This is a genomic window from Niastella caeni (genome assembly GCF_004834005.1).
Classification (GTDB): domain Bacteria; phylum Bacteroidota; class Bacteroidia; order Chitinophagales; family Chitinophagaceae; genus Niastella; species Niastella caeni.
Genome location: NZ_STFF01000001.1, coordinates 47,449 through 73,561, shown reverse-complemented (window position 1 = coordinate 73,561; position 26,113 = coordinate 47,449). Strand labels below are relative to the sequence as shown.

The following is a 26,113-nucleotide window of genomic DNA, read 5'->3' as shown; positions in this document are numbered from 1 at the left end:
CCATGGCAACAGGTGAGTTTGAAAAACTAAGGATCATTTCCTACACCGATCCCGATTTCAGCGATGAACACAAGGGAGAGGAGTTTGTGACCATGATCAATCCCGAAAGTTATACCCTGGAAACCAAAATGGAATTCAGCAGTAACCAGGGATCAGGCACCAGTGGCAACCAGCCCCGGTTCACCATGAAACCACCGGAAGAACTATCGTTCGAGTTTTTATTCGATAATACAGGCATTATTGATGGCAACCCCCGCGATGATATTGCCGAAGACCTTGAACGGTTTAAAGACTTTTTGATGAAATATGAAGGGGACATACACCAGCCAAAATTCTTTAAACTGGTATGGGGTACTTCCCTAATGAAGGGCATCTGCACAGCGTTAAACATCAATTACAAATTGTTTAACCCCGATGGTAAACCGATCAGGGCCGTTTGTAAGGTAACCATTCGCGAACTGAAACCCGAAGAGCTGCGGGTAATTGAGGAAAACAACTCTTCTCCCGACCTCACCCATTACAGGGTTATTAAAAAAGGCGATACACTGCCCCTGATGTGTTACCGAATTTACGGCGATTCAAAATATTATATACAGGTAGCAAAGGCGAATAAGCTCAGTAATTTCCGGAGCATTCAACCGGGGCAGGAAATATTTTTTCCTCCCATAGCGAAGACATGAAGTCGGAAGTCTGGAATTTAAAATCTATAAATCCCAAAATCTCAAAATCAGAAATCTGAAGAATGCCTAACGAAAGGACCATACCGTCGTCGCAGTCAAAATCAGTGGTGAACACCATACTGCTATCTGATGGCAATGAAGTGACCAAACAATACCAGGTTCTTTCAATAGTGGTGAATAAAGAAGTGAACCGCATAGCCTCTGCCATGATCACCATACTGGATGGCGAACCATCCAAGGAATCATTTGAGATCAGCAGCAAGCCTGAATTTGAGCCCGGTAAAGAACTCGAGATCAAATGCGGTTACCGCAGCGATGCAGAAACCATATTCAAAGGCATTGTTATAAAACACAGTATTAAGGTAAGGAAAAAGAACAGCGTGCTGCTGGTTGAATGCAGGGATGCAGCAGTAAAAATGACGGTTACCTGTAAAAGCAAATACTTTGTAGATACTAAAGACAGCGACGTGATGGAAGAGCTGATCGACGCTTACGGGCTGGATAAAGAAGTAGAAGCTACCACTATCAGTCACAAGCAACTGGTGCAGTACAATACCTCCGACTGGGATTTTATGCTCTGCCGTTGTGATGCCAACGGGTTACTGTGTACAACAGATGATGGTAAGATAAAAATAGGCAAGCCCGATTTTGGCGGAGAAATAGCATTGACCGTTCAATACGGCGCTACCGTGCACGACCTTGATGCAGAAATAGATGCCCGCTTACAGTTCAAAGCAGTAAAAGGCACTATGTGGGATTATTCAGGACAGGAGCTGTTAGACAGCGTAGAGGCGGAAGACCCCGGGGTTCCCGATGCCGGCAACCTCGATGCAGCTACTTTGGCTGATGTAATAGGTGAAGAAGCATTCACCCTTTACCACGGCGGTAAAATAGAAGAACCCGAACTGCAGGCCCTTGTCAATGCTAAAATGATGAAACACCGGCTGGCCAAAATACGTGGTAAGGTTCGCATTGATGGTACACCCGATGTAAAACCCGGCGAATTGATACAACTGAATGGCGTAGGCGAACGCTTCGAAGGAAAATTGTTTGTAACCGGTGTGCGGCATGAAGTGGAGAAAGGCGACTGGCAAACCATCATACAATTTGGCATAGACCCAGCCTGGTTTGCAGAAACCTATACTGTACAGCAACCACAGGCCGCAGCCATGTTACCCGCTATACAAGGGTTACAGATAGGTATAGTAACGCAATTACAGGATGACCCCGATGGGGAAGACCGGATAAAAGTAAGAATGCCTTTAATTCATAAAGAGGAAGAAGGGATCTGGTGCAGGGTAAGTTCCCTCGATGCGGGCGAGAACAGGGGCATGTTCTTTAGGCCCGAACTGGAAGATGAAGTAGTAGTAGGCTTTATCAATAACGATCCACGTCATGCCATTGTGCTGGGCATGCTGAACAGCAGCGCCAAACCGGCTCCCATACAGGCAGCAGACGATAACCACGAAAAAGGCTATGTAAGCCGCAGCGAAATGAAAATGGTGTTTAACGATGATAAGAAAAGCTTGCAGATCGAAACACCGGGCGGCAATAAAATGATCATAACCGAAGAAGATAAAAAGATCCATCTCGAAGACCAGCATGGCAATAAGTTCACCATGAATGAAGATGGCATAACCATAGAAAGTATTAAAGACATCAATATGAAGGCGCAGGGAAGCATCAAGGCCGAAGCGCAATCGAATGTAGATATCAAAGGAAGCGGCCAGGCAAAAATAAACGGGAGCGGTGGCGCTGAACTGTCCTCAGGCGGTTCTACCAAAGTAAAAGGCGGAATGGTACAAATAAACTAACATTATTATATGCCCGCAGCAGCAAGAGTAGGAGATATGCATACATGCCCGCTGAGCAGCGGTCCTGTGGCCCATGTAGGCGGCCCTGTATTACCGCCAGGATGCACCACCGTATTGATAGGTGGTATGCCGGCAGCAAGAGTAGGTGATATGCTTACCTGTACTGGTCCGCCAGACACCATCATAGCCGGTTCTTCCACTGTGTTTATAGGTGGTATGCCTGCAGCCCGCCAGGGCGACAGCACTGCACATGGCGGATCGATAACAATGGGCTGTACGACAGTGATGATAGGTTAAGACACAAAATATTTTTATGGCAAAGGAATTTATCAACGATGAATTTTTAGGCAGGGGGTGGAGCTTTCCTCCAACATTCAATACGCAATTGAGTGAAGTGGAAATGACAGCAAAAAAAGAGGATATTGAAAAAAGCCTGCAGATCCTGCTCACCACCACAGTAGGCGAACGGGTAATGCAACCAAAATATGGCTGCAATATGGAAGAATTGTTATTCGAATCGCTGAACACCACTACCAAAACGATCTTAAAGGATAAGATCAAGACTGCCATCCTGTACTTCGAGCCTCGGATAGAACCAAAGAAGATAGAGCTGAATACCACCAACGAACTGGAAGGCGAAGTACTGATAGAAATAGAATACGTGATAAGGACCACTAATAACAGGTTCAATTTCGTATTCCCTTATTACCGCAACGAAGCTACTGAATTGAATTTTTTAACAACTAATGACGGGGTATCCTTATAATCATGAGCAACTGTAGCGACAATAAAAACCCATTGCAACACAACGGCACCAGCCAGGCAGAGCGGCTATTGCCCGGGTTGCAGGCAGGTTATGTGCAGGTGAATGAAAAAGACTATGCCGACTGGATTGTGTTTGCAGGAGAGTTCGCCGCATACCTGAATTATTACGATGCTACCGGTACCAGTAACGGCAACTGGCAAACATTTTTTACCTCCGATATATCAGCCTTACTGGGTAGTATCGCCATTCAGGATATTGACGGTTACCGCCGGCCAATAAAAGAACGTTTTGATTTTATAAAGAACAATGACAATGCAGGTAACCTGAATGCAGTGATGCAAAAGCTGCATGAATTATTCAGCGTGGTGCTGAGCATATCCAAAGCCCTGGACCGCTACCTTCACAAACTGCCTGAGTATGATGTAGAGGAAGAGAACCGTATTGCTTTCAAAGGCACTTTAAAGAATATTATTGAAACCAAACTGGCTCCGGCATTACAGCGTTTGCTGGCTTATTATAAAGCAGCAGTTGCAGAAGGGTTTTTACTGCCCGGAGATTTTACAGGCTGGAAAGTGCTGAACACACCCGTACAGGCAGCCGAAGTAATTATCAGCAACGGTTTATCAAAAACCTGGTGGAGGAACGGCGCTTCCGACTGGAGCACTTATATAGGGACCATCAATGCCGACAGCAGCATCTTTGGAGATATTCTGTGGAATGATTTCCGCCGTATCAACCAGGCGGCCAACCACAACCTGTTTGCTTCAATATTCGATCAGTATACACAAAGCTATACCAAAGCCATTGCGGAAGCAACCAAAAACCTGCTGGCCACACTGGAGAACTGGAACACGCATCCTGCACATTATGCATTATTCCTGGCCTTTTTAAAGCTCTTTCGTTTTGCCCAGGCCGACATCAATACTATTACACAAAGACACCTTGATTTCTATTATAAAGAAGTATTACAACTGCTGCCAAAAGCAGCCATGCCCAATAAAGCGCACATACTGGTTGAGCTGGCGAAAATGACAGACGGGTATGCATTGGGAGAAGGAACAACTTTTAAGGCAGGTAAAGACAGCGCCGGCAAAGAAGTGTTGTATGCACTGGACAGGACCACCACTTTTAATAAAGCAAAAATAGCCCAGCTTAAATCGGTATACCTCGGCGATGCATCCCTTCTCAATAAAGATAATCATCCGCTTACAGCGGCACCGCTGAGCCCTACAGTAGTAAACAGTAACCGGTTATTTGCGGCTGCTGTTGCCAATAGCGATGATGGCCTGGGAGCCGCGCTAACCACCCCGCATAAGGAATGGCATCCTTATGTAAATAAAAAATATGCAGAAGCAAAGCTGACCGATATTGCCACCCCCAATGCCAGCATCGGTTTTACGATAGCCTCGCATTACCTGTACCTAACCGAGGGAGAAAGAAAAATAATTATCCGGCTCGACGCAGGCAGTGGCAATGGCCTGCTGTATAATAAAGCATTCGATTATTACCTGACAACCGAAAAAGAATGGCTGGCCATTCCGTCAACAGCGGTCACAGCCATCGCATCCGGTGGTATGACCGATAGCACCCCATGCGCTGAACTGACCATTACTTTGCACGGCGATGCGCCGGCCATTACCAACTATGTGGCAACTGTTCATGGCGGAACCCTGAACGTACAGGTGCCTGTATTGAAAATGGTGTTGAAAAATACCGACGATACACCCTATGAGTATGACAACCTGAAAAATGTAAAAATTAAAAAAATAGAGGTAAAGGTAGAAGTAGGGAATGTGAATGTAAATGATCAGACAGGCATTAAACAATTATTACTCGCCAACGATTTTGGTCCGCTCGATCCTGCGCAGCCATTTCAACCATTCGGGCCATTACCCGTTGCCGGCAACCGGCTGGTGATTGGCAGCAAAGAAGTGTTCAGTAAAAAGAATACGGACCTCCGCCTGAATATTGAATGGAAAGATGTTACTTCCTTCACTTATTCAACCGTTGCTTATGGAACCCAGCCCGACGGTGCACAGTTACCTAATGCCATCATGCGACACCTTAGAAATGGTATCTGGGAAGCCTGGGGGTCGGGTGTAGAGATCTTTTCTGCTCCCTCCAATGTAGATGCAACGGTTACACTCCCTTATTATGAAACGGCTGTAAGTAATGATATTATTGTAGACTACCACGACGAATATGAAGGGTACAATATAAATGCTAATAAAGGGTATATAGCATTACAGTTAACCGAAGGCTTTGGGCATAAGAATTACCAGCTTGCGCTTACCACCTACCTCATCAATAAAGCGAATGGTATGGCGGATGCCTCCAATCCATTACCTGTTGAACCATATACACCTGTTATACAATCTTTGTACTTAAGTTATACTGCCAATAAAATTGAAGTGTTCAGCAGTACGGCTGAAACGGATACGCCCAGGTACATACAGTTCTTTCATGACTATCCTTTTGGCGAAGCAGAGCAATGGGGTTTTCAATCTGCCACAGGAGTTTATCTGTTGCCACAGTTCAAACACGGTGAAACACCACTGGATCGCCATATAGGTGAGTTCTATATAGGCATTGAAGAGCTGCAGGCACAACAGGTAGTGAATATTTTGTTCCAGGTAATGGAGGGAACGGCAGATCCTACGATTGCCAAACCCGATAAACATGTATACTGGAGCTATTTGTCGAATAACGAGTGGAAAAATTTTGATGAAAAGACGATCAGTGATGCTACCCGCCAGTTGGTGCAATCAGGTATCATATCATTTGTTATACCAGCCGATGCCACCACAGCGAATACCATATTGCCTACCGGTTACATTTGGTTAAAGGCCGCAGTAACCGAATATGCAGAAGCCGTTTGTAAATTATTGTCAATTGATGCACAGGCAGCCCTGGTAACCTTTACGCCGAATAACAATGCTGATGACTTTCTCAACAAGTCGTTACCGGCAGCCAGTATAACCAAGCTGAAGGTGCCGGATTCAGCGGTTAAAAAGATCGAGCAGCGTTATACCTCATTTGGAGGCCGTGCCAAAGAACAGGAAAACCAGTTTTATGTACGGGTAAGCGAACGGCTTCGTCATAAGAACAGGGCTATTACTATCTGGGATTATGAGCACCTGGTGCTGGAAAATTTCCAGCAGATATACAAAGCCAAATGCCTGAACCATACACGCACTGAAAACCCCGAAACAGGCGATCCTGAATACAATGAGGTAGCACCGGGATATGTAACAGTGATAACCATACCCGATCTGCAAAACAGGAATGATACCAACCCGCTGCGGCCCTATACCAATCAGAACACCTTATTGGAGATAGAGGAGTTTTTGAAAAAGAAAATATCCTGTCATGTAAACCTGAAAGTACGTAACCCGCAGTTTGAAGAAGTGCGGCTGAAATTTAAAATGAAGCTGCTAAAAGGATACGATGATTTTACCTATTACTACAAACAACTGCAGCAGGAGATAACCCAATTCCTGACACCCTGGGCATATACGGGCGATGCAGATATTTCATTTGGCGGTAAAGTATATAAATCGGTGCTGATCGATTTTATTGAGGAAAGACCTTATGTGGATTTCATAACCGATGTAGAAATGTATCACAGGCCCATTGAGCTTGGCCCTGAAACAGATGACCTTGACGAGATCGTAGCCTCAACAGCCAGAAGCATACTGGTATCGGCCCAGGCCTCAAGACACGAAATAGATGAAATAACTATAGAAGAATTGGAAGAAGCGGCAGAATGTAACGGTGGCGCCGCACCCACACATCATTGACCATTCACCATTGACTATTATGCAAAAGAGCATCACCATACAAAAGCATCCACAACTAAGCAACAGTAGCAATTACGAACTGTTGCGGCAGGAAGGATTAAAGGCCATAGAGCAACTGGGCAGCCGCTGGTGGACAGATTACAACATTCACGACCCCGGCATTACTCAAATGGAATTGTTGTGTTATGCCATTACCGACCTTGGCTACCGCACCTCACTGGATATAAAAGATCTGTTGGCTGTTCCCTTTAATGAAATACCCGACCATAACCGGCAGGCATTTTATACTGCCCGTGAAATTTTAACTACCAACCCATGGACGGTAAACGACTTTCGCAAATTACTGATCGATATAAATGGTGTGAAGAACGCCTGGCTGGCCTGTAAGAAATGCGCCTGTGAAGACCTGTATATTTATGCCAACTGCGCAAAAAGCGTGCTGCAATATGAACCCACCGAGCATAAAATAACGATCAAAGGTTTATACGATGTACTGGTAGAGTTTGAAGACGAGGAAGGTATGGGTAACCTCAACAGCGGAAAGATAAAATACAACTTCACCTTTGCACCACTATCGGGGCTAACAACAGCCGCTATAGAAATGCGATTGCCCTCCTGGAAAATGATCGATTCAAAAGAGATCATCAGCAAACATTTTGAAGGAGACGAGATCACCTGGCAGAAATTCCTGCAACTGGTACACCCTGGCAGCCTTGTAACAAATGTTGATGTAGTTGACATTTTTATATCTGGCACCAAAGACGATGATGTAGATATTCCACCAAATGAGCTGGCATCACGGTTACGTAAACCTGTATATGCCACCTTTAAAGTTAAATATATACCCAGTGTAGATATTACCACCCCATTAATTCCGGCAGAAATAGTATTTAATGATGTGCCACTTACCGTTTGGTTTAAAAGCGACAGCGATCGTAAGGCTGTAACAATAGATGATCTGAAAGCAGCAATAAGTGATGCAACTTCCAGCGGTATCATCAGCAAATACATCGATAAAATACGCAGGGCGAACGACATTATAGCCACTACCAAACAGGTACTGCACAGCCATCGTAATCTCGATGAAGATTATTGCACCATCAAGGCAGTTGAAACCGAAGACATCGGTATCTGTGCAGATATGGAAGTAGAACCCCATGTTGATATTGAGGCCATACTGGCGGAGGCCTACTACCTGATCGATCAGTACTTTAGCCCTGATATAAAATTCTACTCGCTCACGCAATTGCTGGAAGCAGGAAAAACAGTAGATGAAATATTTGAAGGCCCCAAACTGAATAACGGCTTTGTAGATGATGTACAGCTCGAAAGCACCAACCTGAAGAGAATATTGTACACTTCAGATATTATTAACCTATTGATGGATATACCGGGTGTAAAGGCAGTAAAAAACTTTGCACTCACTTTGTACGATGATGAAGGATACCAGGTAAAAAGCGAACCCTGGAGTTTGGAGGTAAGCTATAACCACCAGCCCCGCTTGTATGCAGAAGCTTCCAGGTTCCTGGTATTTAAGAACGGATTGCCTTTTTTACCTGATAAGCTGGAACTGGCAGATACCTTGCAGGTAGTAATAGGTAATAACGCTCAGCCTAAATTTTCTGCAACGGAAAATGACCTGCCTGTTCCTGAGGGCGTCTATTATGATCTTACCGGCTATTATCCATTGCAATATTCATTGCCGTTAACCTATGGCGTGGGGTATGAAGGATTGCCGGCTACTGCCTCGGCAAAAAGAAAGGCACAGGCTAAACAACTGAAAGCCTACCTGTTGTTTTATGAGCAATTGCTGGTGAATTACATGGAACAACTGGCGCATGTAAAAGACCTGTTTGCAGTAGATCCTACCGTGCAACATAGCTACTTCTCCCGATTGCTGACCAGTAAAGAAATAAAGGGGCTGGATGAGATCATAAACGGTCTTAATAGTACAAACCTGCAGCAACTGGAAGAATCGGAAACTGTTTTCCTCGACCGCCGTAACCGCTTCCTCGATCATTTACTGGCCCGTTTTGCCGAGCAGTTTAATGATTATGCCCTGATGCTCTATTCCTATTCACAAAGCAAGGAAGTGGCCGATGATAAACTGATAAAAGATAAGATAGCCTTTTTGAAGGATTATCCCTTCATGAGCTATAATAAAGCACGTTCGTTTAATTATAAAGACCCCGGCGAAGTTTGCCACCCCGAAAACATAGCAGGATTGACCATGCGCATACGCCGCCTGCTGGGCATTCCTGAATTTACCGGGTATTTTGACTTGTTTGACGAATATGACAGCAACGGTGTATTCCTGCACAGACGCTGGCGGTTGACCGGTGATAACGGACAGGTGTATTTGATAAGTAACAACACCTTTACCGACCCGCTTCGTTCGCAGTCGGAAGAAAAAGCAAAAGCAGAGATCAGCATAGTACGGCAATTCATTGCCGATGTGGCAAGATTCGAGACCATACAAACTACCGACTGGTTTTTGAACCTGTTGGATGATACAGCAAATATTCTCGCAACACATCCGCAAACCTTTGCTTCGCAGGCGTTGGCCGAAATAGCCCGCGACCAGATTATAACCTTTGCAGAAAAAGCCTTTGCAGCAGAAAAAGTATTTATAGTAGAGCACTTGTTGTTAAGGCCCCGGAATAAACCAGGCGGCCCGCTGCCCGATGGTGATCCCTTATTGAATATCTGCATCGGTCCTGATTGCAATGTATGTGGTGAAGAAGACCCTTATTCCTTCCGCCTCACCATTGTATTGAATGGGGAAGAAGGGCTGGCCAACAACGGCATTGCTTTCCGCCGTTTTGCCGAACAAACCATTCGTAAAGAAATTCCTGCTCACCTGGCCTTAAAAGTATGCTGGGTATCTACAGAACAACTACAGGAGTTTGAAGAGAAATGGTGTGCCTGGTTAACCGAATTAAGCAAACCAGCGCCTGATACCGTGCAGTTGAGCAACCTGTTGAAAGAACTGTTGACCCTGTTTGCCGCATTAAAGAATATTTATCCCAAAGCAAGCCTGCACGATTGTGCGGATGGCGATGATGAAAACAGGGTATTCCTGAACCAAACTATTATTTAAAAAAATAAAATTGAATTATATGTATCCGGTCAATACTGTTTTTCCCGAGTTTGTACCAGACCAGTTGCTCACCTCTTCTGATCTGAATGAGTTATTTGGCTATCTCGATGAACAGGGCCGGATGACACGCACCAACTTAATTGGTATCGGCATAGTATGCGGTCTTGAAGTAAAGGTAAATGCCGCCCAAACCGAAGTGACCATTACAAAAGGTTGCGGTGTAACCTCTGAGGGTTATTTAATAACCATGCCCTTCCCGCATTTAGTGTTTACTGAGTACAACACCTACGACCCGGTGAAGGAAAAGTATTACGATCGCTTTATAGACATAGCCACCAAGGAACCGAAGTTTGATACCATATGGGAGCTGAAGCAGGCAGGTGTTGATCCTGACGCAATTGATATAACACCGGCATTCCTTGAAGATAAAGTAGTATTGTTGTTTGTAGAACTGCTGGCAGAAAAGAACAAGAACTGCGATCCCAACTCCTGCGACGATAAAGGCATACATGTGACCGTAAACTTCAAACCGCTGCTGGTTACCAAGGACGATGCCGCCACACTGATCGGCCCTGCTGCCGGTTCTGTGAATATGGACACTTTCACCGGATTGCCTGAAATAAAAATGCGCCGTTTTGATGTGCCCAATACCAACCCTGTAACCAGTGCGGATATTTTCAATGCCTATAAAGCAGTACTCAACAATACTTTTCTGGGGAGCACAGAAGATGCATTAAAACAGGCCTATGACCGCTTTTCAGGTTTTGTACTGGATGAATATCCATCCAACCCCTTTGCCGGGCTGGCTGCTTCCTTTGCTTTCCTGAACAACGGCACTATTACAACTAACCAGTTACAGCATATACAGTATTACTACGATCTTTTTTCAGACTTTTTGCTGGCCTATGAAGAATTCCGTAAAACAGGGACGCATATACTAAGTGCCTGTTGTCCCGACAGTGGTTTATTCCCCCGGCATTTATTATTAGGGGAAGCCATACCGCTGCCTGCAGGAACACCTTCCACATACAGGCATTACTTTATTTATTCCCCGCTTTTTGACCAGAGAAATATACTGGCCCAACTGAGAATGTTGTTTAAAAAGCTGGTCTTGCTCAGGCAAAAGTTCTCTATTCCCCCGGTGAGCAGTGGGCCACCAACAGCAGGCATCGATCCCTACATTCGCATAACGCCCAGTACGCTTGGCGATGTTGGCCTGTCGCAAAAAGCTATTCCCTATTATTACGATGTGCACAATGAACCGACCCCTTTATACAAACACTGGAATTACCAGAAAACGCGGCAGGGCATACCTTTCCGTAACTTATCGTATCATGCAGACAAGTACAATAACTTTGAGGATTTTATAAAGACCCCTTTACTTTACGACCTTGAGCCTTATAACTTCTTACGTATTGAAGGAATTATTGGAAAATCATATACCCGGGTTTTACAAAACCTGAAAAGCCAGATCAAGCAGAACCGGTTGCCCGTTGATGTTATAGCATTAAGCACGGATAACTCAAACATACTAAAGGGAATTACTGCTAAAAATGTTTCTTCATTCAACTTAACCGGCACTATTGCCGACATGGACCTGATGAACATGCTCTGTCATTTCCAGGACCTGGAGGCCATGTACGATGCAATGAAGAATGAAATGCTGTGTACGTTATGCAAGGAGCTGAAGTATTACTACGACGGGTTGAATGTGCCCGAGGATAGCCGCACAAGAGCTGCTGTTGCAGGCACTCCGTCGAAAGTACCGCTGTTTAAGCATTGCAGTCCGGGTTATATGGTGAAGCCCGGTTCATTCGGCGCCATCATAGAAGAATTATATAACAGGGTAGGCGATGAAGGTAATGTTACCCTTGACCTGATCCTGGAAATATTAGGGTTGAACAATAACAACAACGCTGATGTAAGCAATAATGAGTTCCTTGCGTCCCTTGTTCTTTTATTCGAAGTGCCGATTTATATCATTCGCCTCTCGAATCAATTACCATCGGCACTCGACACTTTTGATGCAGAAGAATACTGCCACCTGCATTCTTTATTAGCGAAAAAAGCAACTGATCTGAGAATACTCACTAACAGGCCCGCACTTATTAACCCACCGGCCGGCAGTACAACTGCGGTAACGGTAGCCTCGGTAGCAAGTTCTATTATGCAGGCATTACGTATTGAAGACTTATCTGACCACCTCGATGCCCTGATCTTCAATTGTAAATGCAGCGCCTTTAAAGCCCTGAGGACAGAATACCTGAAACGTGTAGTATACCTTACTTTACTAAGGCAGTTCGGACATTTCACAAAAAGCCATCCGGGCATACAACATAAAGCCGGTGTACCTATGGGCGGAACTTTCATCATCGTATACCACAGCGAAAGAACAAGAATTTCCTCGGGCAGGGCTTTTGGCAGGTTTAATTTAACCGGGCAGGTTTTGGATGAAACCGGCATACCGCTTCCCAATGCCCAGGTTATGGTAAAAGAATCTACCCGTAGGACCAGTACCGATGCTACCGGTAATTTCGGACAAGTGGTGATTGAATTACCTACTACTTTAATAGTGCAGTTCCCTGGTTATGATAACAAAGAAATATTCGTTGATTCAGAAGACGATTTAAGAATTGTGTTAGGCGCAGAGGGGACTGTTGACGTAGGCGATCCTATAGATGATATTGTAAACGGTACCGTAATAGCAGATTTTTATTTGCCGTACCGTTGTTGTTCAGATTGTCCGCCCATTCAGTACCTCGTGCCTGAATTAAAAGAACCACCCAAACCAACAGAAGGGCCGGTAGCAAATGCCGGTACCGACCAGGTTATAACCCTGCCTGTAAATAGTGTAACCTTAACCGGAAGTGGTACCGCTGCAGAAGGTAATACCATCAGCAGTTACCAGTGGGCCAAGTTAAGCGGGCCAGGTACACAATCTATCGCAACGCCAGGCAGCTCGCAAACCAGCGTTAGCGGATTACTGGCAGGCACCTACGAATTTGAATTAACTGTAACCGATAATAATGGCAATAGCGCGAGGGATACCATGATCGTGATCGTGAACCCGGCGCCGCCTCCGCCTAATACAGCACCCACAGCCAATGCAGGAGCAGACAGGAACTATGTGCTTTCAACCAATCTATTGGAATTGGATGGAAGCGGCTCCTCAGATCCTGAAGGACCTATACAGAGTTACCTGTGGCAATGGGTAAGTGGTCCCAATGTACCTACTCTTTTAAATCCGGGATTGGAAAAAACAAAAGTACAGGGTCTTATGGCGGGTACCTACGTATTCAGGCTAACAGTGACCGATAATGGTGGTTTAACCGGTACTGATACGGTAAGCATAACTGTAGAATTACCCCCCAATGTGCCGCCTGTTGCCAACGCTGGGTTAGACCAGGTAATAGCACTACCGGTAAATAGTGTTACATTGAATGGCAGCGCATCATTCGATCCTGATGGTACTATTACCAACTGGTCATGGAGCCAGGTGAGTGGGCCTAATACACCCATAGGTTCGGCAAACGCTGCAGTAGCCACTGCAGGCCCGCTGGTGGCAGGTACTTATGTGTTTGAGTTGAAGGTGACCGATAACCGTGGCGATTCCGCAACTGACAGGGTGACCATAACAGTGGAAAAAGAGGCCGAAAAATCCTGCTCACCATTGAACGCCATCATAGAATTGTTTAATAAGCTACCCGAAAATGATCCCGACCGTTTCCCTGCATTCAGAGATGTCTTCCAGTTCTACAAACAGGTAGAATCCTATTTCAGGCAAATGGAACAGGCAGGCGTAATGAATATGCCGGTTGATCAGCAGATCAATTTCTTTGCTACACCCGTAGGTGGACAAACCATCAACAACCTGCTGGTAACCTGGTTAAATGCACTTCAGCAATTGATAGGAGGTAAAGAGTTCAGGTTACTGGCACTGTGCTTGTACAGGATCCTGGCCCAACTGGCAATGTATATCATGTGTATACAGAAAGATGATCTCGACAAGGCCAGGATACCAATGGAAGAAGTGTTCAAGGTGATCCGTGAACATGTAGCGGAATGGGCAGTACAGCGCGACCAGTTTACAGCACAGGAAATGGCAGTGATAAAGGAAATGGGACAGGATTTCAGGAACGAAGATGTGCGCATCAACACCAATGGCGAAGCATCTATAAAACCGAAATACCTCTCCGTCATTCGGGCTATCATAAAAATATTCGACAGTATATAATTGATGCAATTAACAGGTAAACATATCATTCGTAAACAGGTATTGGATGTTGAATACAACGGCCGCACCGATGGCTTTGAGCTGCAGCGGAACGTGGTGAACTGGTGCCATAACCAGTTGATGCCTTCCATTGAAGAGCAACTGGAACAATTGCCTGAAACAGGAATGGTATACCAGATAGACAAACTGGAAATACATATTGACCTTGATGCATCGGAAAACTGGATGAGCAGGGCTATTGAACAAATAAAACAACAGATCGGCAATAGAATAGATCTCGGCATACAACAATCAATAAAGCACGCTGCCCTGCAACCGAGAAGTTATCCGCAGGTATTTGAAGAAGTGTTTATATACTTTTTGCAGCACGGTAATTTACCCTGGTGGAGCCCGGTTACTTCTTATTCAGCCTGGGTAGAAGAGATGGAACGCCTGGTAACCGCCGCATTTAGTACAGTTACCCAAAACAGGTTTAAAGAATTAATAAAGCAAAAGGCCGTACAACAGCGGATCATCTACCAGGTGCCTGATGCATTATTTATAAAACTGGTGTTACTTATAAATGCCGGTATAGAAAAAGAGATAAGGGCATTTGCAGAAGCCATACAACTGGGACTAACAACTGCTTCGCGTGAAGAAAGAAAAGCCGTAATGCAGGTGTTCAGGCAGGCAGTAATGAAACATATACAGGAGAAGAATACAGCACAATTTGTACACCAGGCAGGAGCGCAACTGTTGCAGGAACTTGCTGAAAAAGGGTATTGGCAACAAATACAACAGCAGATCAGTCAACTGCCGGTTTCAGGCATGCGGGATAAACTGACCCTAAAACGGGAAACACCTGTTCCCGAAAAGCAGGAACAACAGCAGGCAAAAAAGGAGCATCCGGTAAATAACAATAACCCGGTACAGAGCAATATATTAGAGGAGGGGATCTATGTCAGTAATGCAGGTTTGGTGATCATGGCATTGTTCCTTCCTCCCTTTTTTACAAAACTCGGACTTTTACAGGACGGTAATTTTTCGGATATTAACAGAGCGGTTTGCCTGGCGCAATACCTTGCATCGGGTAAAGAACAGGTGGCAGAGTTTGAGCTGGGGTTGGCCAAAATAGTATGCGGCCTCGAAACAGACAGTGCTGTAGATACTGATATAGTGTTAACCGAAGAAGAGAAGCAGGAGGTGAATGAGCTGTTGTTAGCGGTTATAGCGCACTGGAATATATTAAAAGATACATCACCCGATGGGCTGCGCGAAACCTTCCTGCAAAGGGAAGGCCGGTTACAGTTCATCAACCACGAATGGCGGTTGCTGGTAGAGCAAAAGGCCTGGGATGTGTTGTTACAGCACCTGCCCTGGACCATCAGCATAATAAAGTTGCCCTGGATGCCGTATCTTTTAAAGACTGAATGGATTTAACAATATTGAATATCTAACAATGAACTTCGCATAATGAAGTGAATACAATTTCGATATTCAACATTCATCATTCGATATTCGTTATTTAACTTATGTTCTCCACTGCTGAAAAATCAAATACGGTACGCGTAAGCAGGCAGCAACAAACTGCCGGCACTACCTTTTTCCGTAAGGCAGGGGAGGATTCTTTTTTTGGTCCCTCACAACAAGGGGCCTTTTTCAATCCTGTAGTACAGGCAAAACTCTCCGTGAGCAGTCCTGATGATCCGCAGGAAAAAGAGGCAGATACCGTAGCCGACCAGGTAATGCGAATGCCCGAACCGGTTAGTACGCCGGCGCCTGCCAAAGAAGATGACAAGCTGCAGAAAAAAGAAGAAGAACAGGAAGGAGAGGTCATTCAAACAAAGATCGAGCATCCCACCATCAGCCGCATACAATGCAAGGAAGACGAAGCCCTGCAGGCTAAATTATTCTCCACTGTTCAGCGTAGCGCCTTCGGCGACTACGATTCGGGTTCAGATGTAGTGTGCGATAGCGGATGCGGCGGCAGCGACATCAACAGAAAAGCGACCTCATTATATCATTCCGATGTTGTTCAACGAAGCGGCCGGGGCCCACCCGCCAGCTCCATACAGTTTGAGCAATCCCTGTCTTCTTCAAAAGGAGCCGGCAGTGCATTGCCCAACGGCACCCGTCAGTTTATGGAAAGCCGCTTCAATGCCGATTTCAGCGGCGTTCGTATTCACACAGGCAGCTATGCTGAAAACCTGAGCACGCAAATACATGCCCAGGCCTTTACGCATGGCAACGATATTTATTTCAATAGCGGGAAGTATAATCCACATACTTCCGGCGGTAGTACATTGCTGGCCCACGAATTAACGCATACCATACAACAGGGGGCCAGTAAATCCAATACTTCCGGTGCTACAAATACATCTGTAGCACGTAAACCTGTTATACAAAGAAGTTATGGCGCACCGGTATCGCAGTTAGATAATGCGATCACTAAAGCAAAAAGCCATGAAGGAAAAATAAATGCAGGCAAAGAAGGCCCCGATGGCTATCGTGTGGGCTGGGAACAACTGCTGGATATATTTAAAACCACCTTTGGTGAAGATAAAATAGTAAGCGGCAGCGGTGGCACCTCTGAACAGGGTACCGTTGCTGAAATGGACATTAAGAAATACCGTGAAGCGAAAGGTAATGTGATGATCGATGGCGATCCTAAACGCACCGACCCCGAAGGATTGCGTGATGCCATGCCAAGCTGGTGCGGCATATACGTATTCTATGCATTGAATAAAAGTGGTGTGCCCATGCCAAAATGGAAACTGGGCGAGAACATGTTGAAGCGGGAAGCTGTAAGAAATCCGGGTTCAACACCCAAACCGGGCGACATAGCCTTTAGAAACGCCTACTCGCATTTTGCGCTGGTAGAAAGCGTATCGGGCGGCACCGTGCGCACCGTAAATGGTAATACAGCCGGTGAAGATAATATGGGCGGGCAGGTGCAAACAAGGGAACACCCGCTCAGCAACTGGACAGCATTCTTCAACCCGCTCGCAACCATGGAAGGTTCGTTAGGCAGTGGTGAGGGCGCCACGCCGGAGAAACCAAAGACCCTACGTGAACTGCGTAAGGAAGTCTTTAATGTAAGCAGGAAAGAAGATGGCCACCAGGAAGAAGAAGCAGGTTCATCTGATGACTATGACATTCAAACCAAATCAGAACTTAGTAGCTGGAGCGTAGATGCCGGTGGTCAGTTACAAACCGGCCCTCCGTCTTCAGGCAACATACATAACACAACTGTACAGCCGAAAGAAGAAGGTAATAAGGAAGAGGAAGATCAACAGCAAACAATACAGCAACAGGCAGTACAGAGGAAGGAATTCGAATTGCCAACAGTAACGCAGTCAGGCGAACAGGTACAGCGTTCGGTAGTAGATGATGCCTTGTCGTACCTGAGCACCAGTTCGGTATTAGGTTGTGTGGATATAACCAGCCTGAGCGAAACAAAAGCCTGCGCATTACGAAAAGCGCAGGAGGTAGCGCTGCACATACCCGGTTACAGGGCATTGCGGGTAGTATTGGGTGAAGACCCGATAACCGGCGAGAACATCGAGCGCAACGGCCGCAACTTTATAGAGGCAGCCTTTGATATTATGCCGGGCGGGCGCCTGATACACCAGAAGCTGGATGAACAACACCAGCTCGATGCAGCCGCTGCCTGGATAGATGAGCAGATCAGCAGGGTTGAAGGTTTGGTAGACGGTTTGTTCAGCAGCTTTGAAACCTTCTGGAACAGGCTGGGCATAGATGACCTTACATCGCCCATGGAGGTGCTGGAAGAAGGCGCCAATATAGTATTCGGTTTCATAGAAGATGTGGTAAGCTTTGCCGAAGAAGCAGCATTGGAATTGCTGAAAATGATCAAAGACTGGCTGCTTACGAAGATCGTTGATTTCATTAAAGAAAACACCACAGCTTACCCGCTGCTGACAGTAATACTGGGTAAAGACCCGGTAACAGAACAGGAAGTAGCAACCAACGGCACCAATATCCTGAACGCCCTGCTGGAACTGGGTGGTGAAGAAGGAAGAAAACAGCGGGATCAGATGCAGGAAACCGGCACCTTCCAGAAAGTAGTAGGTTATATAGATGAAGGTATCAGCATCTTCAGCAACACTTATGACGACCTGTTGCAGGCGTTCAGGAACATCTGGGACATAGTGAGCATCGAAAGCCTGATGGATCCGCGTGGTACCTTCACCGAGATCTACAACCAGTTTGCAGGGCCAGTGGGTACGGTGCTTGAGTTTGTAATTCGGGTAGGAGCGGAAATTCTGAAGCTGATAAAAGAAGTGCTGATGCAACGCCTCAGCGCCTGGGCAAAAGAGCAGCGTGGGTACGAACTGGTAACAGTGATCATAGAAAAAGATCCGTTTACCGAAGAAGTAGTGCCGCGTTCGGCCGAAAACCTCATCAAAGGATTTATGAGCCTGATGGAAGGCGGCCGCGAGCAGTATAACCAACTGAAGGAAAGTGGAGCTATAGACCGAACGGTAGCGAAGATAAATGCAGCGGTCGACCGGTTGAACATGACGCCGGCTGCTATTATACAGTTGTTCATTGATCTGTGGAATTCGTTTAGTCTTGACGACCTGATGAATCCGCCGGCAGCATTCAGGCGCATCTTCGCCACATTTGGCGAACCGATCGGCAGACTGGTGAACTTTGTAATAGAGATCGTGAAGATCGTTGTGGAAGCGATCCTGATAGTGATGAATTTCCCATTCGATCTCATCAACAATATCATCACCAAAGCCATGCAGGCTTTCCAGCTCATCAAGCGCGATCCTGTAGGCTTCCTGAAGAACCTGCTGCGTGCCATCAAGCAGGGCTTCATACAGTTCTTTGATAATATTTTACAACACCTGTTAAGTGGATTGGTAGGTTGGCTCACCAGCGAGCTGCGCGATGCCGGTGTGCCCGCCTTCTCGGATACTTCTTTACGTGGTATCATTTCCTGGGTACTGGAAGTATTAGGCATCAGCATGGAAAAGATCTGGGAAAAACTGGCCGCCCATCCGCGTATTGGTCCCGAAAGAGTGGCGCGTATCCGAAGCATGATCAATACCCTCGAAGGCATCTGGACATTTATTAAAGATGTACAGGAAAGAGGTATGGCCGCCATTTGGGATAAGATCCAGGAACAGCTCACCAACCTGTGGGATACCATCATCGACGCGGTGAAGAACTGGATCATGGAGCAGATCGTAAACCAGATGGTTACCCGCCTGTTGAGTATGCTCGACCCAACCGGTATCATGGCCGTGATCAACAGCGCCATTGCATTGTACAGGGCTATACAATCGTTCATGCGGTACCTGCGCGAAATGCTGGAAGTAGTGAACAGCTTTGTGGAAGGTGTGGTAGATATAGCCAATGGCAATGTAACCACAGCAGCCAACTACCTCGAACGCACGCTGGCAAGAGCCATGCCGATCGTAATAGGATTCCTGGCCAACCAGGTAGGTTTGAACGGTATTGGTAGACGGGTAGGCGAAATGATAGGTCGAGCCCGCGAAATGGTAGACCAGGCATTGACATGGTTGGTGAACAGGGCAGTGGATACGGGAATGGCATTGTTCGACAGGTTGATGGCAATGGGTCGAAGCGCTGCAGGAGCAGTGTTGGGATGGTTGGGATTAAGAAAACCATTTACAGATACTGCTGGCGGAGACCACAATATCTATTTCGAGGGAAGTGGCGCCTCGGCACAACTTTATGTGGCCTCTTATAACCCAAGAACTGTGAGGACCCTGTTGAATGCAGCGGCCAGTGTAATTAATTTACCAGCCAATGCTGCTCACCAGCAATCTTACCAGGATGCCGTGCAGTTGAATGGCGAGATAGATACCATTAAAGGCAGACTGGCGAACCCGGGCAGCCCGACTGCCACACAGGACAATGAAACATTGAACCAAAAGCTTACTTTACTGGCGACTAAACTGCCACCACTTATGACCATGGTAGGTGGCACAGAACCGCCACCGTTAGTGAAGCCTTCCTTCATGAATGGCGTAAAAGCAAGCGGCTTTGAAGTGGCCTTTATTAAGAGGGGTAGAACAAGCGGTGGCTCAGGCGCCAATACAAACTCCGGCGCTACATTACCGGGCTGGCAAAGGATCAACCAGGCAGGTTTATCAACTGGTTCGGCCTGGGTGAAAATGCACCTGTTGACAGAGCAATTGGGTGGCCCGGCACTGGATTCGAACCTGACACCGGCAAGGGGACCAGCTACTAATACGGCTGCTTACAATGGTGTGGAAAGACAGGCTATCAGTGCAGTAGCAGCCGGTAAAGTGATCTGGTATAAAATTAGTATCAGTTATCATGGTGCGCCAAATGACGATTATCCGAATAATATAGCCATTGAATTTGGACCTTATCAATTGAATGCAGCATCAAATCAGTGGGAGAAAAAAGACAGGGGCACCAGTATAGATGGAACGGCAGTAGGTGAGCTATGGAGCCAAAATCCCGACCCGCCTGATTTTTCCGGTGCAGCTACCATTCCGAATATCAATGACACCACGGTAGGAAGGGTAAGGCTGGAAAACCTGGCGCCTGGATTAAGTCGTCCTTTTGCTGAATTCATACAACAGGTTAGAGCATTAAGTTCCTTCACCGATGCCAACGATATGGAAACAAAACTGAATAACCGGTATGCAGGCAGAACTGTTGAAATAGCCAATTTCAATAACCAGGTGGCAGCCTTAAAAGCACAGGCAGGCACTACCTATACAATTCAATAATATGGACTATAATAACCTATTCACGAAGTTTTTTTCAGACCTGAAAGAGAATGCGGGTATTAAAGTGGTAACGGAAGATTTTTATCTGAAAGAACAGGTTCTTCCGGAGTTTATTGAAAAATACCCTTTTCTGAAAGAGATCCAGGACGAGATCTTTGTGCTTAATGATAATAGCCACTATTGGGAATATCAATCAGGCAGTGAATCCTATCCAATGGGGGAGCTTCATTTCATTTCTATAGAACAAATTGTTGCTGACAGTGCCGACCTGAAACAATTTGACGATCATCCGCAGGGAGGAGACGGTGTTGCTGCCTGTATACAATTCAGTAACGACAATCATGAATTATGGCTGTTGAACGAGAACGGTGAACAGTTTCGGATGAGCCTCGATCTGCCTGGTTATTTTACCGAACTGGTAAACCTGAAAGCAATATACGGATGGCAATACCTGTTTACTGATGTTGCATGGAAACAGCCGCAATATTCAGTAGTTAAAAAAGACCTGAAAGAAAGGCTATCAAAATTAAAGACGCTTTTCCCCGACTTTGATATTGCTAAATACAATAAAATGATTTTATGAAACCATCATTTTCCCGCCGCTATCGCCGCAGAACAAAACCGGCCAAAACAGAAGGGTCTTTCTTCAAAAAGGAAAGCCAGCATGAGCACAGTTTCTTTGGCGAAGCTGCGCATGGTGCCTTCTTTCAACCTGCAGTAACTGCTGCACAGGGACAAAGCATACAGCGTAAATGCGCAGATTGCGAAAAAGAAGATAAGCAGGCGCAACGAAAAGAGGATAGAAAGGAGGAAGAAAAGAAAGTAATGCGTGCCCCTGAAAAGAAGGAAGAAGAAAAGAAGGTGCAGCGCAAAGAGGAGAAAAAAGAAGAAGAGAAGAAAGTAATGCGCGCCCCTGAAAAGAAGGAGGAAGAAGAAAAGAAGGTGCAACGCAAAGAGGAGAAAAAAGAAGAGGATAAAAAAATGCAAAAAAAGGAGGCAGGTGATAGCTCGCCTTCCGGTGGTAACGTCAGCAATTATGTATCATCGTTAAATGGCAAGGGACAGACTATGTCTGCTACAGACAATCATTTTTTCTCTTCCCGAATCGGGTACGATTTCAGTAACGTACGGATACATACGGATAAGGAAGCTGCAGAATCGGCGAAGGCAATCAATGCCAAAGCCTATACCATCGGCAATAACATTGTGTTCAATGAAGGACAATACAATACCGAATCGCAGGAAGGAAAAAAACTGATGGCGCACGAACTCACCCATGTCATTCAACAGAATGAACAAACAGATGCTGTTGTAAGCCGTGCGGTTGAAGAGAATACCGAAGAAGTGATACCTGAAACGCCCACCTTTATTATGCGTGATTGGGTACACCACAATACCCAACACTTTGCCAATTGTGCAGGTGTAAGCGTACAGGGACGTACAGATGCCAATTACAGCAATTCGTTCACGGCTCCAGGCAGACAAAGAAAAGCTAATAATTGTACCGATTGCACAGGCGACGAATGCATTACCAATACCGGTACTGTTATTTCGGTTTTCACCACCAACCCACAGGTAACACTGCCTGCAGTGCCTTCCGGTTTATCTGAATGTGAGCATACCGCAGTACGGAATTTTATAAATACTACGCTACGGCAACACGAACAGCAACATGTGGCGGCTTTTAATACTTACCGGGGCATCGTTCGCACGCCTTATAGCTATACAGGCTGCGCCAGCGGATTGGATGCTCATTTGCAACAAATACACGATAATATTGAAGTTACCCGCCGTGCCAGTTCCGATGCATTAAGCGCCGCACTCGATCCTTTTAATGTTCCCATACCTTGTGACTGTCCGGATACGGCTCAGCAAAGCCAAGCCGAATAAAATAATTGACCAATATGCTTTACCCGCTCCACAAACATACCGCTCCATCATTTGGAATAGAAGCCGCGCTGAACGATCTGCGACAGATCATAGTGCATAGAATGCAAACGCATTTTAACCAGCATTCCCTTGTACTGGATAAATGGCTGGCTGAGACTTTCGGTGATCAGCTTATCAGGGAAGAGATCATCAAATCACTGCCTGCTGAAATTTCTGCAGAAGAGTGGATCACGTTGTTATTATCCCTGGTGCCGCATGTGCAGCCCAGTTTTTTTGAATCCATCATTGCAGAGCACCTGCCCAATGGCGGCGACTTTGCCGAGTTTGGCGGCGTGAAGGGAAGCAATCATCGCAGTATTTTACCTACGGGCGAAACGGTTCAATTCATTTTAGCTGGAACAGCTATTGAACAGCGTTTGCAAATACACCAACTGTTCAGTGAAGATCATTTCTTTTATCGCCATGGTATTTTATGGCTGGAACCGGTTAAAGAGGGCGAACCGGTTATGAGCGGCCGCATCGTGATGGCGCAGGATTGGATAGATAAGATATTGCTTGATAAAGAAACCGTGCCGCGTTTCGGGCTCGATTTCCCCGCCCGCCGCATTACTACCAACATGATCTGGGAAGATGTGGTGTTGAACCAGCAAACAAGAAACTATGTTAATGAGATCAGCAGTTGGTTGCAACTGCATCATAAGTTTAATGAAGATGAGAACCTGAAGCGAAAGATAAAACCGGGGTACCGCGTGTTGTTCTATGGTCCTTCCGGTACCGGTAAAACGCTTACCGCGGCATTGCTCGGTAAGCAGTTTCAAAAAGATGTATATAGAGTTGATCTGTCGCAGGTGGTAAGTAAATATATTGGTGAAACGGAGAAGAACCTCGAAAGTGTATTCAAAAAAGCGGAAACCAAGAACTGGATCTTGTTCTTTGACGAAGCAGACGCGCTCTTTGGAAAGCGTACCAATATGCAAAGCGCGCATGATAAATATGCCAACCAGGAAGTAAGTTATTTGTTGCAGCGGGTAGAAGATTATCCCGGACTGCTTATTCTCGCTACCAACTTTAAGAGTAATCTTGATGAAGCCTTTTTACGGCGTTTTCATTCCCTCATACATTTTCCCATGCCCAATTCAGCGGAGCGGTTGTTATTATGGCAACGATCGATGCCTGCTAACTTGGAACGGCATGCCGATATCAAACTCGAAGAACTGGCCAAACAATACGAGATCAGTGGCGCCAGTATTTTAAATGCCGTTCAATACGCTACTCTGCAAACCTATGCCCGCAACAATGGCGTTATTTGTCAGAAAGATCTGATCGATGGTGTAAGGAAAGAATACCTGAAGGAAGATAAGTCGTTTTGAACGTCGAATATTAAATTACGAATGTTGAGTATTGAAGTGGAAGGCAGAAGGCTTTTATTCCTGAAGGCTGAAAATATATAGGATCTCACTCATGTGAATAAAATATTTCCCGCCCGGGTAACTTCCTGTTGGCCCGTACTTGCTAAACAAGGTAAATTAGTATGCCTATACGAGATAGTATAGAAAGGCTACCTTCTTCATTTAAAAGATAAGTCGTACAACTCCCCGTACAGACTGGATCAACTTTTTTGTATTGTGCTAATATGCTGCGCCCGTAATAAGGGGCATAGGTAATCTATTGTTTAAACTAAAACCATACTATGAAACAAACAATCTACACTCTCCTGCTTACAATTATTGTGCAAACTGTAACCGCGCAAACGCCGCCGGCTACCTGGCAGGAGCATTGGTTTGAACACAACCAGTTGCTCAATCGCAAATTTTACGACAATGATCTTGCGGTGTATTACGACAATGACGTCAGTGCTGCTGTTACCTGGCCATACACTTTTGTGGGCGATGTGTGGCGATATACAAAGAATGTATATGGCAGTTTTGGCAATGATCAGCACCTGTTTGCTATCTTTCATACCAATAAATACAGTGGTGGTCATCCATCCACGTATTTCGATGCCAGTCACGATAACCGTAATGTAATTGATGTTGGCCCGGGCCCATGGACAAGCGGCACCGGTGGCGACCTGGATATTGTAACCCATGAAGTGGCGCATATTGTTGAGGGCGCCAGCAAGGGCATACATGGTTCACCGGCTTTTCCTATTTGGGGCGATAGCAAATGGGCCGAGATCTTTATTTATGATGTGTACCTGGCCTTAGGCAAAACCAGTGAAGCCACTCGTTGGTATAACCAGATGCAAAGCAGTACCGCTACTTTTCCCGTCGCCGGCACCCATTGGTTCCGCGATTGGTTCTATCCCATTTATAATAATTATGGTGGCACACAGGTGCTGAACCGCTTCTTTACAATGCTTGCCCAACATTTCCCCAAAAATGGCAATAGCTATGCCCGTGATATGAACTGGGGTGAATTCATTCACTTCTGGAGCGGCGCCGCAGGTGTCAGCTTGAAACCCCTGGCTACTTCCGCCTTTGGCTGGACTACCACTTTCGAATCGCAATTCAACCAGGCGCGTATTGATTTCCCCTTTGCTTATGGCACCGGCGTAGTAAGTGTTTATAAGGATTGCAATTATGGTGGCTATGTCACTGCATTGGGAGTTGGTGATTATACATTGAGCCAGTTGCTAAACCTGGGTGTATTGAATGACGATCTTTCTTCTGTTAAAGTGCGCAGCGGTTACCAGGTGCAACTATTCTGGGATGATAATTTTGGTGGTACTTCACTTACCCTCACGGCCGATAACAACTGTTTGGTGGCTAACGGTTTCAATGATAGAGCATCTTCGGTCAGGATAACTGCTACCGGCGCGGCTACCGCAAGAACCGCAACTACTTTACCAGTTGACAAACAATTGATCATTTATCCCAACCCGGTTATGAATGAGTTACGGTTCGGTACCATGCAACCGCTATCGGGCGCAACGATAAGAATATTAGATGTAATGGGAAGAGAAGTATTATGTACCCGTTCAACAACAAACAATATCGATGTCTCCAAACTCAATTCGGGCGTATATACTTTGGTGATGACGAATAATTCTAAAACGATCACGAAGCGATTTGTGAAGAATTAATTAT

Annotated in this window: 13 protein-coding genes; all 13 read left to right on the top strand. The window is 45.7% G+C overall.

What is annotated here, in order from left to right:
- Positions 1 to 2: 2 nt before the first annotated feature.
- The 13 genes from FAM09_RS00315 (at position 3) to FAM09_RS00255 (ending at position 26,109) form a co-directional block, all read left to right on the top strand.
- Positions 3 to 680, top strand: a complete 678-nt coding sequence (locus FAM09_RS00315; RefSeq protein WP_136575086.1) for a CIS tube protein — start codon at positions 3 to 5, stop codon at positions 678 to 680.
- A gap of 62 nt (positions 681 to 742) precedes the next feature.
- A complete protein-coding gene (gene vgrG / locus FAM09_RS00310; protein WP_136575085.1) occupies positions 743 to 2,494 on the top strand; it encodes a type VI secretion system tip protein VgrG in 1,752 nt (583 codons plus the stop codon).
- A 9-nt stretch (positions 2,495 to 2,503) separates the two neighbouring features.
- Positions 2,504 to 2,791, top strand: coding sequence for a PAAR domain-containing protein (locus FAM09_RS00305; protein WP_136575084.1), 288 nt, complete (start codon positions 2,504 to 2,506; stop codon positions 2,789 to 2,791).
- 16 nt (positions 2,792 to 2,807) lie between these two features.
- Entirely contained in the window at positions 2,808 to 3,260 is a 453-nt protein-coding gene (locus FAM09_RS00300; RefSeq protein ID WP_208025455.1) for a GPW/gp25 family protein, read from the top strand.
- A 2-nt stretch (positions 3,261 to 3,262) separates the two neighbouring features.
- Positions 3,263 to 7,060, top strand: a complete 3,798-nt coding sequence (locus FAM09_RS00295) for a hypothetical protein (RefSeq protein WP_136575083.1) — start codon at positions 3,263 to 3,265, stop codon at positions 7,058 to 7,060.
- Between the two features lie 19 nt (positions 7,061 to 7,079).
- Entirely contained in the window at positions 7,080 to 10,160 is a 3,081-nt protein-coding gene (locus FAM09_RS00290) for a hypothetical protein (RefSeq protein WP_136575082.1), read from the top strand.
- A gap of 19 nt (positions 10,161 to 10,179) precedes the next feature.
- Positions 10,180 to 14,394: a PKD domain-containing protein gene (locus FAM09_RS00285; protein ID WP_136575081.1), complete on the top strand. Its 4,215-nt coding sequence runs from the start codon at positions 10,180 to 10,182 to the stop codon at positions 14,392 to 14,394.
- A 3-nt stretch (positions 14,395 to 14,397) separates the two neighbouring features.
- Complete coding sequence (locus FAM09_RS00280) at positions 14,398 to 15,813, top strand: contractile injection system tape measure protein (protein WP_243751616.1); 1,416 nt, start codon at positions 14,398 to 14,400, stop codon at positions 15,811 to 15,813.
- Between the two features lie 92 nt (positions 15,814 to 15,905).
- A complete protein-coding gene (locus FAM09_RS00275; RefSeq protein ID WP_136575079.1) occupies positions 15,906 to 21,134 on the top strand; it encodes an eCIS core domain-containing protein in 5,229 nt (1,742 codons plus the stop codon).
- Between the two features lies 1 nt (position 21,135).
- Complete coding sequence (locus FAM09_RS00270; RefSeq protein ID WP_136575078.1) at positions 21,136 to 21,717, top strand: hypothetical protein; 582 nt, start codon at positions 21,136 to 21,138, stop codon at positions 21,715 to 21,717.
- Positions 21,714 to 23,024, top strand: a complete 1,311-nt coding sequence (locus tag FAM09_RS00265) for an eCIS core domain-containing protein (protein WP_136575077.1) — start codon at positions 21,714 to 21,716, stop codon at positions 23,022 to 23,024. The genes FAM09_RS00270 and FAM09_RS00265 overlap by 4 nt, the downstream gene beginning before the upstream one ends.
- A gap of 14 nt (positions 23,025 to 23,038) precedes the next feature.
- Positions 23,039 to 24,394, top strand: a complete 1,356-nt coding sequence (locus FAM09_RS00260; protein ID WP_136575076.1) for an ATP-binding protein — start codon at positions 23,039 to 23,041, stop codon at positions 24,392 to 24,394.
- 320 nt (positions 24,395 to 24,714) lie between these two features.
- Positions 24,715 to 26,109, top strand: a complete 1,395-nt coding sequence (locus tag FAM09_RS00255; protein WP_136575075.1) for a T9SS type A sorting domain-containing protein — start codon at positions 24,715 to 24,717, stop codon at positions 26,107 to 26,109.
- Positions 26,110 to 26,113 lie beyond the last annotated feature (4 nt).